Below are 16,478 nucleotides of genomic sequence, written 5' to 3' on the forward strand. Positions count from 1 at the left end.
GTAGGAGGCGGGGGTCCGTGGTCGCCCGTCGGTTTTCCTGCTTCAATGCCGACCGCCCAAAGGGAGGACTCCGCTCGGGCCTTACGTCAGCTCGACAGGCGTTTCACCTCTCCACCAGCCCGGCGGCGAGGATGTTCTTCGCGGCGTTGATATCCCGGTCGTGCCTGACTGCGCAACCGGGGCATGTCCACGATCGGACGTTCAGCGGCATGGCTGTGTTGATCCGACCGCACGCCGAACAGGTCTTCGACGACGGCATCCACCGGTCAACGGCGATCACCGTCCGCCCGTACCAAACGGCCTTGTACTCCAGCATGCCCCGCATGTTCGACCAGGCCGCGTCGGAAATGGCGCGGGCCAAGCGGTGGTTGCGAAGCATGTTGCGCACGCTGAGGTCTTCGATCACGACCGTTTGGTTCTCGCGGACGAGTCGGGTGGTCAGCTTGTGCATGTGGTCGCGCCGCCGATCGGCGATGCGGGCGTGGATGCGGGCGACCCTCAGCCGGGCCTTGGCTCGATTGCGGGAACTCCTCTCCTTGCGGGCGAGCGCCTGCTGCGCCCTCGCGAGCTTCCGCCGATCGCCGCGTTCGTGGCGCGGATTGGTCACCTTCTCCCCGTCGGAGAGGGTGAGGAGGCTGGTGATCCCGGCGTCGACACCAACCGCAGCGTCAACGGGCGGTAACCGCTGGACCGTCGCGTCCTCGACGAGGATGGACACGAACCAGCGTCCAGCGGCGTCGCGGGACACCGTGACGGTCGACGGCTCCGCTCCTTCGGGAAGCGGCCGGGACCACACGATTCTCAATGGGGCGCTCATCTTGGCGAGCGTGAGTCGGCCGTCTCGCCACCGAAATGCCGAGCGGGTGTACTCCGCCGACGCCCGGGATTTGCGCTTGGATTTGAATCGTGGGTATCGAGCACGTTTGTCCCAGAACGCGGCGAACGCGGACTGAAGATGCCGCAGGGTCTGCTGAAGTGGGACAGCGGAAACCTCATTGAGGAACGCGAGTTCGGTAGCACGCTTCCACTCGGTGAGCCAGGCCGAGGTCTGCACGTAAGTGGTGCGTTGCCGGTCGACCGCCCAGGCGCGGGTACGCGCATCCAATGCCAGGTTGTAGACCTTTCGGATGCACCCGAAGGTGCGGCTCAGCTGCTCAGCCTGCTCGGGCAGTGGATAGAAGCGATACTTGTATGCTCGCCTCACCGCCTCACCCACGCCCACATTTTAGCAGCTGTCCATGTAAGACATCCTGTCCGGTGGAAGCGGCGTCGCCTCCGGCTCACCGGCCACGTCGCATTCTGGAGCGCCGATGACGATCGCCGCGGTACGCACCCACCGGCTTTCCGCCCCCTTGCACACGCCGTTCGTCACCGCGCTGCGCCGCACCACCACCGTGGACACCCTGGTGGTGGAGGTGATCGACGACGACGGGCGGTCCGGCTTCGGCGAGGCGCCGCAGGTGTGGAAGGTGACCGGCGCGTCGGTCGCCGGCGCCGAGGCGTGCGTCCGCGACGTGCTCGCCCCCACGGTCGCCGGCCGCGACGCCGACGACCTGGTGGCCCGCTGCGCCGAGGTGCGGGACGCGGTGACCGGCAACGAGTCGGCCCGGGCGGCCGTCGACGTCGCGCTGCACGATCTGGCGGCTCGGCGGCTCGGCGTACCCCTGGTGCGGCTGCTCGGCGGCACCACGCTGCGCGTCCCGACGGACGTCACCCTGGCCGCGGGTGACGCGGTGGAGCTGGCGTCGGCGGCCCGGCAACGCCGCGCCGACGGCTTCGACGTGCTGAAGCTCAAGGTCGGCACGGACGCCGCCGGCGACCTGGACCGGGTACGCGCGGTCCGGGCGGCGGTCGGCCCGGGGGTACGGATCCGGCTGGACGCCAACCAGGGCTGGACCCCGCGCGAGGCGGTCCGGGTGATCCGGGGCATCGAGGACGCCGGGCTCGACGTCGAGCTGGTCGAACAGCCGGTGGCCCGTTGGGACCTGGACGGCCTGGCCTGGGTCAGCGACCGGGTCGAGGTGCCGATCCTGGCCGACGAGTCGGTCTTCGGTGTCCGTGACCTGGTCGAGGTGATCCGCCGGCGGGCGGCCGACATGGTCAACGTCAAGCTGGCCAAATGCGGCGGCCTGCAGACCGCCCGTACCCTGCTCGACCTGGCCCGTGACCACGGCATGGGCACGATCGTCGGCTCCATGATGGAGAGCGCGGTCGGGGTCGGCGCGGCGGCCAGCCTGGTTGCCGCCTACCGGACCACCGCCATCTCCGACCTGGACGCCGCCTGGTGGCTGGCCTCGTCGCCGGTGCGCGGCGGGATCCGGTACGACGGCGCGACGGTGGTGCTGCCGGACGCGCCCGGCCTGGGTATCGACGCGGTCGGTGAAACAAAGATTCAGTCCCGTGCTTGATGATCGTTTGTTTCTTTCATAGGGTCGCGGTAGTGGCCAGCGCGAACCGGAGGTCGACGTGGAGCTGCAACCGGGCCGCGAGGCTCTTGTCCAGGTCGCCGTCGCGACGCTCTGGACCGCCCCCGAGGCGGTACGAGCGGTCGACCGGCCCGCCCTCGCGGCCCGCACCGACATCCCCGGTTGGATCGCCGGGATGGACGTCGACCAACAGGTCGGCGAATGCGTGCTGAGCCAGCTGCTGCTCGGGGAGCGGGTGCTGGTCACCGAGGTCCGTCCGGACGGCTGGGCGCACGTGGTCGCCGTCGAGCAGCCCGCGCCGAGGCTCGACCCACGCGGCTACCCCGGCTGGCTGCCCACCGCGCAGCTGGCCCCGCTCGTCCCGTACCGGCGGCGGTCGCCGGAGTTCGTGGTGGACGCCGGGGTGACCGAGCTGCGCGCCACCCCGGGCGGCCCGGTGGCCGTCGCCGGGGTCGTCCTCGGCACCCGGCTGCACCGCGCCGGCCCGCTCTTCGACGGCTGGCTGCCGCTGCACGTCCCCGGGCACGCCCACCCGCTCTGGGCGCCCGAGGCGGACGTCGTCCCGCTGCCCGCCGGGCCGCCGACCGCCCGCCAGGTGCTGGCGCTCGCCGAACGGCTGCGCGACGTGGTCTACATCTGGGGCGGCGTCTCCAGCCACGGCATCGACTGCTCCGGCCTGGTGCACCTGGCCTGGCGCCGGTTCGGGGTCATCCTCCCGCGCGACGCCGTCGACCAGGCCGGGGCGACCACCCCGGTGCCGGTGGGCGAGGAGCGCCCCGGGGACCTGTACTTCTTCGCCCGCCCGGGCAGCCGGATCCACCACGTCGGCCTGGTCGCCGGCGAGCCGGGAGCCGACCGGCGCCTGCTGCACGCCTGCTACCGGCAGCGACGGGTGCTGGACGAGCCGCTCCCGGCCGACCGGGCCGCCACCCTGGTGGGCACGCACCGGGTCTGACCGGACACGACGAAGGGGCGCCCCCGGCGGCGGGGGCGCCCCTTTCTCGTCACGACGGGTCAGCGACGGGCCTCGGCCAGCTCCCGCCGCCGGTCCCGGGACGACTTGACCAGGCTGGCCACGGTGGCCACGGCGAGGGTGCCGAGGATGACCGTCAGCGAGAGCCAGATCGGGATGTGCGGGGCCCAGCCGACGTGCTCGCCGCCGTTGATGAACGGCAGGCTGTTGTCCGCGAGGGCCTCCAGCACCAGCTTCACGCCGATGAAGCCGAGCACCACGGCCAGGCCGTAGCTGAGGTAGATCAGCCGGTCCAGCAGGCCGCCGAGCAGGAAGTAGAGCTGGCGCAGCCCCATCAGCGCGAAGACGTTCGCGGTGAAGACCAGGTACGGCTCCTGGGTGATGCCGAAGATCGCCGGGATGGAGTCCAGCGCGAAGATCAGGTCGGTGGTGCCGATCGCGATCATCACGATCAGCATCGGGGTGAAGAACCGCTTGCCGGCCTGGTGGGTGGTCAGCTTCGCGCCGTCGTAGTCCCGGGAGATCGGCAGGGCCTTGCGGCTCCACCGGATCAGCACGTTCTCCTTGAACTCGTCCTCTTCCGGCTCGCCCTGCCGGGCCAGATTGATCGCCGTGTAGATCAGGAACGCGCCGAAGATGTAGAAGACCCAGGAGAACTGGGAGATCAACGCCGCGCCGGCAGCGATGAAGGCGCCCCGCATGACCAGGGCCAGCACGATGCCGATGAGGAGCACCTTCTGCTGGTACTTCCGGGGCACCCCGAACCGGGCCATGATGATCACGAAGACGAAGAGGTTGTCCACCGAGAGGCTGTACTCGGTGAGCCACCCGGTGTAGAACTGGCCGGCCGCGCTGGCACCGGCGGTGAGCCAGAGGCCCACGCCGAAGAGCAGCGCCAGTCCGACGTAGAAGCCGACCCAGAGGCTCGACTCACGGACGCTGGGCTCATGCGGACGTCGACCGACGATGAAGAGGTCGACGAGCAGCATCGCCGTCATCGCGACGAGCGTTACCGCCCACACCATTCCGGACACGTTCAAATCATTCCTCCGGCAGACACGCGGCGTCGGGCACACCGTACGCCGAGTGACGGCGCGGCGGGTGGCGACGCGGACTGTGGTGACTGTCGGAGGTCTCTTCCGCCAGCGACCCGCGGGCGGGACGCTGACCGACGGAGCCGGGTCGGGTGCCGAGGGTTGGCGGTCGACCGTGCTGACGACTCCGTCACGGGGGAATACTCCCCTCCGGCCGCCATTCTTCACCATCAGGGGCCGCGACCGCATCTCCGGCCGCCCGGATTGCCGTACGAATCACTTCCGACGTGCGTTCCCGCACGTCGGACAGGGCGTCCTAGGAGGCTAGGTGTAACGCTGGACACGCGACGGTGGGACGCGGCGCCCCGCGCCGTACCGCCGTCCGGGGGGCGTGCGAGGCTTCCGGCATGGTTCTTGAAGTCGCGCTCATCGACGTACTGCCCGGACACGAGGACGCCTTCGCCACCGCCTACGGAGAGGCGCACTCCATCATCACCGCGGCGCAGGGCTGCCGGTCGGTCCGGATGACCCGGGGCATCGAGACCCCCACCCGCTTCGTGCTGCTGGTCGAGTGGGACTCGGTCGAGGCGCACGACGAGAACTTCCGGGCCACCGAGTCGTTCGGCCGGTGGCGGGCGCTGATCGGCCCGCACTTCGCCGGCCCGCCGCGGGTCGAGCACTTCGTCGACGTGCCGGCCTGAGCCACCGGATCCACCACCGTCTGTGTCATACGGTCGGGTTACCGTGCGGCGCACGTGCGGCACACCGGCCCCGACGCGTTCGGGGGCGCCGGGTCCGGTGGCCGCGCGGCGATAATGCCTGGCCCCGGCCCGGCCCGACCGGTTGAATCGGCGATCATGAGCGATCGGGTGATCCTGCTGACCGGCGTGAGCCGCCGCGTCGGCATCGGCGCGGCGGTGGCCCGCACCCTCGCCGCCGACGGGCACCGGCTGCTGCTCAGCGGCCTGCCGGCGTACGACGACGCCCAGCCCTACGGCGGGGACCCGGACGGCCTACCGGCCCTGCTCGCCGAACTCGGCGACGCCGCCGGGCACGTCCCGGCCGACCTGCTCGACCCGGCCGTCCCGGCCGGACTGGTCGCCGAGGCGGTACGCCGACACGGCCGGCTCGACGGAGTGGTGGCCGTGCACGCGTACTCCACGCACACCCCGCTCGGCGCCCTCGACGCCGGCGAGATCGACCGCCACCTGCTGGTCAACGTCCGGGCGACGCTGCTGCTAGCCGACGCGTTCGCCACCGCCTTCACCGCCGGGACGGGCGGCCGGCTGGTGCTCTTCTCCAGCGGGCAACGGCTCGGCCCGATGCCCGGCGAGCTGGCGTACGCGGCCAGCAAGGCCGGCGTGGAGAACCTCACCGCCCAGCTCGCCCCGCTGCTGATGCCCCGCGGGATCACGGTCAACTGCGTCAACCCCGGCCCCACCGACACCGGGTACGCCCCGCCGGACGTGCACACCGCGGTGGCCCGGCTCTTCCCGGGCGGCCGCTGGGGCACCCCGGAGGACGCCGCTCGGCTGGTCCGCTTCCTCTGCTCCCCGGAGGCCGACTGGATCACCGGCCAGGTGATCGACTCGGAGGGCGGCTTCCACCGCTACCGCTGACACCGGTCACCCCTCGACCGCATCGTCCCTGACCGCCTCCACCACCGACCGCTCCGCCGCCTCGGCGGCGCGCCGGCGGAGCAGCGCCCGGGGCGGATCGGGGCGGCGGAGCACCCCCTGCCGGGCGAGCCGGGCGCGCAGGTCGGCCTCCGGGTCCAGCTCGGGATGGAGCAGCTGGCCGGCGGCGATCCGCAGCGGGGCGTAACCGGGGGCCTGGAGCAGGCCGGGCACGACGGCCGGCTGGTATTCCACGATGGTCGCCGTGCCCGCCTCCAGCTCGGCGTAGGTGCGTTGCCGCTCGCTCATCTCGCCCAGCGCCTTCCACCAGCCACGGCCGGTCGCCGCGTCCCGGGCGATGACGATCAGCGCGTCCCGCTGCGGCGACGGGACCGCGTAGACGTCGAGCAGGTCCAGGACGTCGGCGAGATCCGGCCGGCTCGCCCCAGCTCGATCCGGGACAGCTTCGAGGTGGAGGCCCAACCCAGACGGCCGCACACCTGTTCCAGCGTCAGCGCCTCCCGCCTGCGCAGCTGGCGCAGCTCGGCGCCGAGTCGGGCACGCCGAATGACAGGACTCGATGACAACGGCATCCCGGCCTCCCCACGACGGAGGGTCCGCAGGATCGTCACCCACGGCAATGTCTTGCTCGCACACCGCAACCACCGCTCTCCCGACGGCGTCTGGCCGGCGGACCCGGGCAGCGTCCGTTCCCCGCCGGCCGCGTCGGACCGGTCGCGGCGGGGTCGTCCCCTCCGGCCGGCCCGACGCCCCCGGTTGCGCCGGGCTCAGGGTCGGTAGGTGCCAAACGACCAGACATTCCCGGCCAGGTCGCGGGCCGCGTAGTCGCGGGAGGCGTAGTCGGTGTCGAACGGCTCCCGGATGATCTCGGCGCCGGCGGCCTTCGCCCGGTCGTGGTGGGCGTCGACGTCGTCGACGGCCACGTAGACCGCGTACGCGTCGTCGGCCGGCCGGGCCTGGGGGGCGTTTCCCGTGCCGATCATGATCATGTCGTCGTCGAGGGCGAGTTCGGCGTGTGCCACGGACCCGTCGGGGCCCTCGTGCACCGCGTGCACACGAAAGCCGAACGCGGCGCAGAGCCAGTCGATGGCGGCGTGGGCGTCGGCGTACCGGAAGACCGGGTAGATGCTTCGCATGGCTCGAGTCTGCCGCCGGCGGGGTCAGCCCGGATTGGACGGATGTGATCCGGCCGGCGCCAGCGCCGCCGGGGTGGCCCCGGCGAACTCGCGGAACTCCCGGATCAGGTGCGACTGGTCGTAGTACCCGCAGCGGACGGCCAGCTCGGCCCAACCGCCGGGCTCGCCGGGGTCACCCGGCACGGGCGACGTCGGACCGGGCGCGGCGAGGTCGTGGCCCAGCGTCGCGTACGCCCGCTGGAAGCGCAGCAGCCGCGCCGTGGTCTTCGGCGCCAGCCCGATCTCCTCCCGAAACCGGACCGAGAGGTGACGCCGGCTCCAGCCCAGCTCCTCGGCCAACTCGCCGATCCCGACCCGGCCACCGGCACCCGCGAGCCGGCGCCAGGCCCGGACCAGCCTGGGGTCGACCGGGTCGCTGGTGGCCAACCGCGCGCCGAGCGCCGCGTCCAGCAGGGCGAACCGCCGGGCCCAGTCCGGCGCGTCGGCCAGCCGGTGGCGCAGCCGGTCCAGCCACGCGTCGGGCAGCCGGTCGACGGCGACGGCCCGGTTGGCCAGCTCCCCCAGCGGCACGCCGAGGATCCGGCGGGCCGCCGGCGGGGTGAGCAGCAGCTCCACCCCGATCCCCACGCCCACCGTCGAGGTGGTGCAGGACGCGTCGAACGGCCCCGCCACGAAGGAGTCGACCCGGTAGGCGCTGCGCAGCGCCGCCCTCGGGTCCACCACGTCCAGCGGGGCGCCCCAGCCGAGGATGAGGACCACGAACGCGCCGGCCACCTCGCGGCGGACCAGCGGCTGCGGCGCGCTCTCCCGATAGCCGAGGTAGCGGTCGACGTACGGACGGAGCCGGGGATCGGGCGTGCCGACGACCAGCTCGTCCTCCGTCGCCGCCATCCCCGGCCCTCCCGTCACTTCACGCCGGCGGCGTCCATGCCGCGCAGCTCCTTCTTCAGGTCGGCGACCTCGTCGCGGATCCGGGCGGCCAACTCGAACTGCAGCTCCCGGGCGGCGGCCAGCATCTGGTCGTTGAGCTCCTGGATGAGCTGGGCCAGATCGGCGCGGGCCATCCCCTCGCGAGACGGGGCGGACGCACCCGCCCGGCTGCGGCTGCGGGTCTCCTTCACCGGCGCCTTGCCCCGGGAGAGCTGCCGCACCGCGCCGCCGACCCGGGAGTTTTCGGTGTCCTCGGCCTCCCGGTAGATGTCGTCGAGGATGTCGTGGATCTTCTTGCGCAGCGGCTCGGGGCTGATCCCGTTGGCCTCGTTGTGCGCGACCTGCTTGGCCCGCCGCCGGTCGGTCTCGTCGATCGCGGACGCCATCGAGGGAGTGATCTTGTCGGCGTACATGTGGACCTGGCCGGAGACGTTCCGCGCCGCCCGGCCGATGGTCTGGATCAGCGACCGGCCGCTGCGCAGGAAGCCCTCCTTGTCGGCGTCGAGGATGGCCACCAGCGACACCTCCGGCAGGTCCAGGCCCTCCCGGAGCAGGTTGATCCCGACCAGCACGTCGTACTCGCCCTTGCGAAGCTCGCGCAGCAGCTCCACCCGGCGCAGCGTGTCGACCTCGGAGTGCAGGTAGCGCACCCGGATGCCGTTCTCGAGCAGGTAGTCGGAGAGGTCCTCGGCCATCTTCTTGGTCAGCGTGGTGACCAGCACCCGCTCGTCCCGCTCGGTGCGCAGCTTGATCTCGTGCATCAGGTCGTCGATCTGGCCCTTGGTGGGTTTGACGACGACCTCGGGGTCGATCAGGCCGGTCGGCCGGATCACCTGCTCGACGAACTCGCCCTGCGCCTGCTCCAGCTCCCATGGGCCGGGGGTCGCGGAGAGATAGACCATCTGGCCGACCCGCTCCAGGAACTCGTCGAAGCGCAGCGGCCGGTTGTCGGCGGCGCTGGGCAGCCGGAAGCCGTGGTCGATGAGCATCCGCTTGCGGGACGCGTCGCCCTCGTACATGCCGCCGATCTGCGGGATGGTCACGTGCGACTCGTCGATCACGGTGAGGAAGTCGTCGGGGAAGTAGTCGAGCAGGCAGTGCGGCGGGCTGCCCGGCAGCCGCCCGTCCATGTGCATCGAGTAGTTCTCGATGCCGGAGCAGAACCCGACCTGGCGCATCATCTCGAGGTCGTAGGTGGTGCGCATCCGCAGCCGCTGGGCCTCCAACAGCTTGCCCTGCCGCTCCAGCTCGGCCAGCCGCTCGCCGAGCTCCACCTCGATGTCGCGGGTCGCCCGCTCCATCCGCTCCGGGCCGGCCGCGTAGTGAGTGGCCGGGAAGATGACCAGCCCGTCGACCTCCTTGACCACGTCCCCGGTGAGGGGGTTGAGGTAGTAGAGCTTCTCCACCTCGTCACCGAAGAGCTCGATCCGGACCGCCAGCTCCTCGTACGCCGGGATGATCTCCAGGGTGTCGCCGCGAACCCGGAAGGTGCCCCGCTGGAAGGCCATGTCGTTGCGGGTGTACTGAATGTCGACCAGCCGGCGCAGCAGCTGGTCGCGGTCGAGCTCCTGCCCGACGGCGACCCGGACCGCGCGGTCGAGGTATTCCTCCGGGGTGCCCAGGCCGTAGATCGCCGAGACGGTGGCCACCACGATCACGTCGCGCCGGGTGAGCAGTGACATGGTGGCCGAGTGCCGCAGCCGCTCGACCTCCTCGTTGATCGAGGAGTCCTTCTCGATGTAGGTGTCGGTCTGCGGGATGTAGGCCTCGGGCTGGTAGTAGTCGTAGTACGAGACGAAGTACTCCACCGCGTTGTGTGGCAGCAGTTCGCTGAACTCCTTGGCCAGCTGGGCGCAGAGCGTCTTGTTGGGGGCGAGCACCAGGGTCGGCCGCTGCAACCGCTCCACCAGCCACGCCGTGGTGGCGCTCTTGCCGGTGCCGGTCGCGCCGAGCAGCACGGTGTTGCGGTCGCCGCGCCGGACCCGACGCTCCAGGTCGTCGATGGCCGCCGGCTGGTCACCGGCCGGCTGGAAGTCGCTGACGACCTTGAAGCGGCCGTCGAGGCGGGGAATGTCGAGCGCCATGACCACCACGGTACGCCCGGGCTCCGACACTCCGTCACGACTACGGTGGGTCCGTGATCGGCTTCGATATTCCCATTGTGGGGTACATCTCACCGCGCTAGCCTGTAGACCGTAGGCCGCTCGCGGCGGCCGACCGGGCCGGTGGCCGGACCCTCAGGGGCGGGCCGCCCCCGGCACGAGGGGTCGCAGCACCCGGACATCACCGGCGTGCGCACCCGACGTGGTCGCGCTCGACGCGCAGACCGGCCGCCGCGAGCGCCCCTATATCGTCACCCTCCTCCGCGCCGGCCGTTCAACCACTCGTGGACACCTCATCCGAGCGGGCGCCGTCGCCCTCCCCGGAGCACCCCTCCGGCTCCGCGCACCACGCATCAGCCCCGGTCGGCGATCGACGCCCCGGCCCGCCGCCCGGCGGGCGACCCGCCACGCCCGGCCGTACCGCAGCGGGAGCCGGCGCGGACGACCGGCCGGGACCGGCGGACCACGCCGGCCCGTGGCGGCGCGCGGCCGGCCGGCACCAGCGCTCCCGGCGGGTGGCTCCCCCGCCGCCCGACGTGCCGGGCGCGGGCACCGCGGCCGAGGACCCACCGGCCCGCCGCCGCACCACCCTGGTCGCGCTCGGCGTGGTCGCCGCCGCCTCCGCCGCGGCGCTGGTGGCCGGGCTGCTGAGCTGGGCGCCGGAACCGGCGGTGCCGGCCCGGGCGCTGACCGTGGACGAGTCCGAGCGGCTCGCCGCCGCCCGGGTGACCAACTACCGGGACGTCCGGCTCGGGGTCCGGGTGACCATCGGCGCCGGCGCGGCCCGCACCGACCTGGTGGGCTGGGTCGACTGGGGGCGACCGCTGGCCTACCTGGACGTCGGCGGACCGGGCGCGGGGCCTGACCGGGGCCTGCTGCAGGCGACGCCGACAGTGGTCGTGGTCCGCCCCGACCGGACGGCGGTGCCGACACCGGCGCCACCGCCGCTGGTCCCGCCCACCGACGGTTGGCGGCTGCGCGACCTGCCAGCCGGACGGGGGTTGGCCGGGGCGCTCGACGTGCTCTTCGGGCTGGGCGCGGACCGGGCCGAGCCCGCCGACCCGCTGCGCCGCGGCGGCGGGCGCTGGCTGGGCCGGGAGACCGTCGGCGGCGAGCCGGTGGACGTCCTGCAGGCGCCGCTGCCGGCGCCCGCGCCGGACGGTCCGGGGACCACCCCGCCGGCCCCGGCGGCCGCCGGGGAGCGGGACCCCCGCTGGTGGGTCGACCGGGACGCCCGGCTGCACCGCTGGGCGGGACGGCTGCCCGACGGCGCGCCGGTCGACGTCGAGCTGGAGCGCAGCAACCGGCCCACGCTGTGGCCGGTCCACGCGCTGGGCGGCCGACCCGGGCTGTCCCGCGCGCTCACCGACGCCGAGGCCGAACGGCTGGACCGGCTGCCGGCACGGCTGCGGGCCCGGCCCGGCGCCGCCGTCACCGTGGCCGCACCGCTCGGTGCCGCCGCCAACCTGCGCGGCTCGGGCTGGCTCAGCTGGTCCGACGGGGTGGCGTACCTGTCGGTGGCCGAGCTGGACACCCTCGGCCGCCGGACGCTGCTGCGCCGGGACGCCGCCGGATTCGCCCGGGCCGAGCTGTCGGTCGGCCCGGCCAGCGGCGTCGCCGAGGCGCCGGTCGGTCCGCCGCTGCCGCCACCGACGGGAGCCGGCTGGCGGACCGGCGTACGGCCGACCGACGACCTCGACCTGCTGGTCGACGCGGCCCTGCGGGCGGCGGTGGCACCCGTCCGGCCCGGCTCCGCGATCCGACTGCGCGGGGACCGGCTGGCCGGCGTGCCGGTGGACGTGGTCGAGCTGCGCGTCCAGGGCCTGCGGCTGCGCTACTGGATCGACCAGGCCGGGCTGCTGCGCCGGCTGGAGCTGCGGACCGGGCCCGGCGCGTGGGCGCAGCTCGACCTGAGTCCCGGGCCGGTGCCGCCCGGCGTCGTCCCGCCCCCGCCCGAAGGCACCCGCGGCGGCGGGCAAGCCGGCGCGGCCGAAGGCCCCCACGGGGGGAAGCCGGGCCGGGTCCGCACGGTCCCTGCGGCGAACCGCTACCGCCCGCCGGCCGGCAGCGGTGTCGTCCGGTGAGCGGTCAGGGCCGCCAGCCGGTCTGCACGGCCCACTCCTCGGCCCTCAGGTGCTCCTCGTCGAACCAGGGGTCCTTCGCCGTCGCGTAGGCGCCGCTGTCCGGCGCGGCCGCCACCAGCTCCCGCTTCAACACCAGGTACGCGGCCCGCTGGTCGGGGTCGACGCGCAGGTGGTCGCGCATCAGCAGGGCGTACCGCCAGCCCGGCGAGCCGGCCACCCGCAGGTGCAGGTTCACCGGGCGGCCGGGGTCGGCGCTGCCATGCAGCCGCTTCTCCCAGCGGCCGCTCCCGGCCGGCCGGGGGTTGTCCCACCATTCGCCGGGCAGCCGGGGGAAGCCCGCGTCGGCGAGCCGTTCGGCCAGCGGCCCGTCCGCGACGTCCAGCGACGGGACGGTCAGCTGGACGTCGATGACGTCCTTCGCGGCGAGGCCGGGCACGGCGGTCGAGCCGATGTGGTCGACGCGCAGGTCCTCCGGGGCGACCGCGTGCCGGATCCGGGCGGCCAGCCGGGCGTACTGCTGCGGCCAGGTCGGATCGGGCTCGGTCAGCACCACCCGCTGCGCGCGGACGGCGCGGCGTTCGCGCACGTTGCGCTCGTACCGCACCAGCCGGTCCCGCCAGAGGGCGTCCACCGCCGCGTGCAGCTGGTCCAGGCTGCCGTCGTTGTCGATCACCACGTCGGCCGCCGCACGCCGGCGGGCGTCGTCGGCCTGCGCGGCGATCCGCCGCTCGGCCTCCGCGCGGGTCATCCCCCGGTCCCGCTCCAGCCGCTCCAGCCGGGTGGCCACCGCAGCCTGCACGACCACCACCAGGTGGTACGTCGGGGCGAGCCCCACCTCGACCAGCAGCGGCACGTCGTTGACCACGATCGCGTCGGGCGAGGCCGCGGCCACCAGCTCGGCGGTACGCGCCCGGACCCGCGGGTGGGTGATCGACTCCAGCCGGCGGCGGGCGGTGTCGTCGCCGAAGACCACCGCGCCGAGCGCGGCCCGGTCCAGCGCGCCGTCGGCGTCGAGCACCCGCTCGGAGAAGGCGGCGACGATCTCGGCGAGCCCCTCGGTGCCCGGGGCGACCACCTCGCGGGCGATCCGGTCGGCGTCCACCACCACCGCACCCCGCTCGGTCAGCCGGGTCGCCACCGCGCTCTTGCCGGACCCGATCCCGCCGGTCAATCCCACCTTCAGCACCGGACCAGTGAACCGGATCATCCGGCCCGCCGCCAAACCGGCCGGGCTGGTCCGCCGCGCCGCGTCGCCGCGTGGCCGCCGGGTCGCCGCCGCGTCGCGTCGTGCTCGTTCCTGTATGTAGTGGCATCACGGTGAGCCGGAGGCCACCACATCCAGGAAACAGTGGCAGGCGGGGCGGCCGACCGTCGGGCTACCGGAAAACGGCGAGGGCCCCGCCCCCGGCGACCCGGTGGAACCGGATCGCGGGGACGGGGCCCGTCGTCGTCAGCGGGTCACTTGCCGCCGGCGAGCTTCTCCCGCAGAGCGGCGAGCGCCTCGTCGGTGGCCAGGGTGCCGGCCGGCTCCTCGGCCTGCCGGCTCGGGGCCGTGGTGGTCGTGGTGGTGGTGCCACCGGCGGCCACAGCCGGAGCCGGGTTGGCAGCGGCCTCGGCGTCGGCGGCGCGGGAGGTCTGCACCTGCTTGGTGTGGGCCTCCCAGCGCAGACGCGCCTCGGCGTACTGGCTCTCCCAGGTCTCGCGCTGCTTGTCGTACCCCTCGAGCCACTCGCCCGTCTCCGGGTCGAAGCCCTCCGGGTAGATGTAGTTGCCCTCGGTGTCGTACGTCGCGGCCATGCCGTAGATGGTCGGGTCGAAGTGCTCCTCGCCCTCGACGAAGCCCTCGTTGGCCTGCTTGAGCGACAGCGAGATGCGGCGGCGCTCCAAGTCGATGTCGATGACCTTGACCATGACCTCGGAGCCGACCTGCACGACCTGCTCCGGGATCTCCACGTGGCGCTCGGCCAGCTCGGAGATGTGGACCAGGCCCTCGATGCCGTCGTCCACCCGGACGAAGGCGCCGAACGGCACCAGCTTGGTGACCTTACCCGGCACGATCTGCTGGATCGCGTGGGTGCGGGCGAACTGACGCCACGGGTCCTCCTGGGTCGCCTTCAGCGACAGCGAGACCCGCTCGCGGTCCAGGTCGACGTCCAGGACCTCGACCTCGACCTCCTGGCCGACCTCGACGACCTCGGACGGGTGGTCGATGTGCTTCCAGGAGAGCTCGGAGACGTGCACCAGACCGTCCACGCCGCCGAGGTCGACGAACGCGCCGAAGTTGACGATCGAAGAGACGACGCCCTTGCGGACCTGGCCCTTCTGCAGCTTGTTGAGGAACTCGGTGCGCACCTCGGACTGCGTCTGCTCCAGCCAGGCCCGGCGGGACAGGACCACGTTGTTGCGGTTCTTGTCCAGCTCGATGATCTTGGCCTCGAGCTCGCGGCCAACGTACGGCTGCAGGTCGCGCACCCGCCGCATCTCGACCAGGGAGGCGGGCAGGAAGCCGCGCAGCCCGATGTCGAGGATGAGGCCACCCTTGACCACCTCGATGACCGAACCGCGGACGACGCCGTCCTCGTCCTTGATCTTCTCGATCGTGCCCCAGGCCCGCTCGTACTGCGCCCGCTTCTTGGAGAGGATCAGACGACCCTCTTTGTCCTCCTTCTGGAGGACCAGGGCCTCGATGTGGTCACCGACCGAAACGACCTCGGCGGGATCCACGTCGTGCTTGATCGACAACTCACGAGAGGGGATGACACCCTCGGTCTTGTAGCCGATGTCGAGCAGGACCTCGTCCCGATCGACCTTGACGACGGTGCCTTCGACAATGTCGCCGTCGTTGAAGTACTTGATGGTCTCGTCGATCGCGGCGAGGAAAGCCTCCTCGGAACCGAGATCGTCGTGGGTGACCCGGGTGGCGCTCGAGGGGGCCTCGATGCTGCTCGTCATGTGGGCGGTTGCTCCGGTCGGATGGGTTGTCACAGCAGGCGTGGTGTCGCGGTGACCTGTTCGCGCCAGCGGATCCGTCGCCGGGCACACCGAACGATCGCCAGTAGAAGATCATTAGTGGCTCCGGTGACCGCGCACCTGCTCCCTGCCGAGGCACACGATCCGCGAGCGCATCGTCTAGCCTACCCGCTGTATTAGCACAGCGTGCAAGGCCTCCCAGGTCCTCGCGGCCTCGTCAGCTGCGAAAGCGGAGATTTCGGCGGCAAAACACCTCAACTGTCTCCTGCGTCACACCGGCCCCACGAGAAGATAGCGCATCCGCGCCGGGACGGCAGCGTTCCCCCGATCCGCCGGCCCGGCCGACGTGGGTCGGGGCCGGCGCAGGGCCTAGCGTGAGCGGGTGGATGACGACAACCGGGTGACCCGGCGCCGGGTCGGCGACGCGGAGGCGCGCCGCGCGAACCGCGGCTGGTGGGACGCCGACGCCGACGCCTACCAGGCCGAGCACGGCGGCTTCCTCGGCGACGTGGACTTCGTCTGGTGCCCGGAGGGGCTTCGCGAGGCCGACGCCGGGCTGCTCGGCGACGTCGCCGGGCGCCGGGTGCTGGAGGTCGGCTGCGGGGCCGCGGCCTGCGCCCGCTGGCTGGCCACCCGGGGCGCCCGGCCGGTCGCCTTCGACCTCTCCGCCGGCATGCTGCGGCACGCCGCGCACGCCGCCGACACCACCGGGGTACGCGTGCCGCTGGTGCAGGCCGACGCGCTCGCGCTGCCCTTCGCCGACGCGGCGTTCGACATCGCGTACACCGCGTTCGGGGCGATCCCGTTCGTCGACGACTCCGCCGCCCTGATGGCCGAGGTGCACCGGGTGCTGCGCCCGGGCGGTCGATGGGTGTTCTCGGTGACCCACCCGATGCGCTGGATCTTCCTCGACGATCCCGGCGAGGGCGGGCTGACCGCGGTGCACTCGTACTTCGACCGCTCGCCGTACGTGGAGCAGGACGAGAGCGGGGCGGCGACCTACGTCGAGCAGCACCGCACCCTCGGCGACCGGGTCCGGGAACTGGTCGGGGCCGGCTTCCGCCTGGTCGACCTGGTGGAGCCGGAGTGGCCTGAGGGGCACGAGGGGCTCTGGGGGCAGTGGAGCCCGCTGCGGGGCCGACTCTTCCCCGGCACCGCCATCTTCGTCACCGAGAAGCCGGCCTGA

General features: G+C 72.9%; 13 protein-coding genes and 1 pseudogene. 6 read left to right on the forward strand and 8 right to left on the reverse strand.

The features are described 5' to 3' along the window. Window positions 1-103: 103 nt before the first annotated feature. Window positions 104-1,216, reverse strand: coding sequence for an RNA-guided endonuclease InsQ/TnpB family protein (locus tag ACLQ2U_RS05450; RefSeq protein ID WP_425749426.1), 1,113 nt, complete (start codon window positions 1,214-1,216; stop codon window positions 104-106). A 94-nt stretch (window positions 1,217-1,310) separates the two neighbouring features. Here ACLQ2U_RS05450 and ACLQ2U_RS05455 point away from each other — a divergent pair, with 94 nt between their 5' ends. Further along, window positions 1,311-2,408, forward strand: coding sequence for a mandelate racemase/muconate lactonizing enzyme family protein (locus ACLQ2U_RS05455; RefSeq protein ID WP_425749427.1), 1,098 nt, complete (start codon window positions 1,311-1,313; stop codon window positions 2,406-2,408). A 58-nt stretch (window positions 2,409-2,466) separates the two neighbouring features. Then, window positions 2,467-3,381: an NlpC/P60 family protein gene (locus tag ACLQ2U_RS05460; RefSeq protein WP_425749428.1), complete on the forward strand. Its 915-nt coding sequence runs from the start codon at window positions 2,467-2,469 to the stop codon at window positions 3,379-3,381. 59 nt (window positions 3,382-3,440) lie between these two features. Here the strand turns inward: ACLQ2U_RS05460 and ACLQ2U_RS05465 are convergent, their stop codons facing one another. Beyond that, window positions 3,441-4,439: a TerC family protein gene (locus ACLQ2U_RS05465; protein ID WP_425749429.1), complete on the reverse strand. Its 999-nt coding sequence runs from the start codon at window positions 4,437-4,439 to the stop codon at window positions 3,441-3,443. A gap of 401 nt (window positions 4,440-4,840) precedes the next feature. Between ACLQ2U_RS05465 and ACLQ2U_RS05470 the strand changes: the two genes are divergently transcribed. Then, complete coding sequence (locus ACLQ2U_RS05470; RefSeq protein WP_425749430.1) at window positions 4,841-5,134, forward strand: antibiotic biosynthesis monooxygenase family protein; 294 nt, start codon at window positions 4,841-4,843, stop codon at window positions 5,132-5,134. 156 nt (window positions 5,135-5,290) lie between these two features. Next, entirely contained in the window at window positions 5,291-6,052 is a 762-nt protein-coding gene (locus ACLQ2U_RS05475) for an SDR family oxidoreductase (protein WP_425749431.1), read from the forward strand. Between the two features lie 42 nt (window positions 6,053-6,094). Here the strand turns inward: ACLQ2U_RS05475 and ACLQ2U_RS05480 are convergent. The 4 genes and pseudogenes from ACLQ2U_RS05480 to uvrB form a co-directional block, all read right to left on the reverse strand. Beyond that, window positions 6,095-6,642 (reverse strand): annotated as a pseudogene (locus ACLQ2U_RS05480) (Scr1 family TA system antitoxin-like transcriptional regulator); the annotation flags it as partial. Between the two features lie 195 nt (window positions 6,643-6,837). After that, entirely contained in the window at window positions 6,838-7,206 is a 369-nt protein-coding gene (locus tag ACLQ2U_RS05485; protein WP_425749432.1) for a VOC family protein, read from the reverse strand. Window positions 7,207-7,230: 24 nt separating this feature from the next. After that, a complete protein-coding gene (locus tag ACLQ2U_RS05490) occupies window positions 7,231-8,097 on the reverse strand; it encodes a helix-turn-helix domain-containing protein (RefSeq protein WP_425749433.1) in 867 nt (288 codons plus the stop codon). 14 nt (window positions 8,098-8,111) lie between these two features. Further along, window positions 8,112-10,220, reverse strand: a complete 2,109-nt coding sequence (gene uvrB, locus ACLQ2U_RS05495) for an excinuclease ABC subunit UvrB (RefSeq protein ID WP_425749434.1) — start codon at window positions 10,218-10,220, stop codon at window positions 8,112-8,114. 533 nt (window positions 10,221-10,753) lie between these two features. Between uvrB and ACLQ2U_RS05500 the strand changes: the two genes are divergently transcribed. Further along, complete coding sequence (locus ACLQ2U_RS05500) at window positions 10,754-12,322, forward strand: hypothetical protein (RefSeq protein ID WP_425749435.1); 1,569 nt, start codon at window positions 10,754-10,756, stop codon at window positions 12,320-12,322. 4 nt (window positions 12,323-12,326) lie between these two features. Here the strand turns inward: ACLQ2U_RS05500 and coaE are convergent, their stop codons facing one another. Both coaE and rpsA read right to left on the reverse strand, forming a co-directional pair. Further along, window positions 12,327-13,508, reverse strand: a complete 1,182-nt coding sequence (coaE, locus tag ACLQ2U_RS05505; protein ID WP_425749436.1) for a dephospho-CoA kinase — start codon at window positions 13,506-13,508, stop codon at window positions 12,327-12,329. Window positions 13,509-13,780: 272 nt separating this feature from the next. Further along, window positions 13,781-15,274, reverse strand: coding sequence for a 30S ribosomal protein S1 (gene rpsA / locus ACLQ2U_RS05510; RefSeq protein WP_425749437.1), 1,494 nt, complete (start codon window positions 15,272-15,274; stop codon window positions 13,781-13,783). A gap of 400 nt (window positions 15,275-15,674) precedes the next feature. Between rpsA and ACLQ2U_RS05515 the strand changes: the two genes are divergently transcribed. Next, window positions 15,675-16,478, forward strand: coding sequence for a class I SAM-dependent methyltransferase (locus ACLQ2U_RS05515; RefSeq protein WP_425749438.1), 804 nt, complete (start codon window positions 15,675-15,677; stop codon window positions 16,476-16,478).

The sequence above is a fragment of the Micromonospora sp. DT47 genome (genome assembly GCF_049844475.1).
Taxonomy (GTDB): domain Bacteria; phylum Actinomycetota; class Actinomycetes; order Mycobacteriales; family Micromonosporaceae; genus Micromonospora.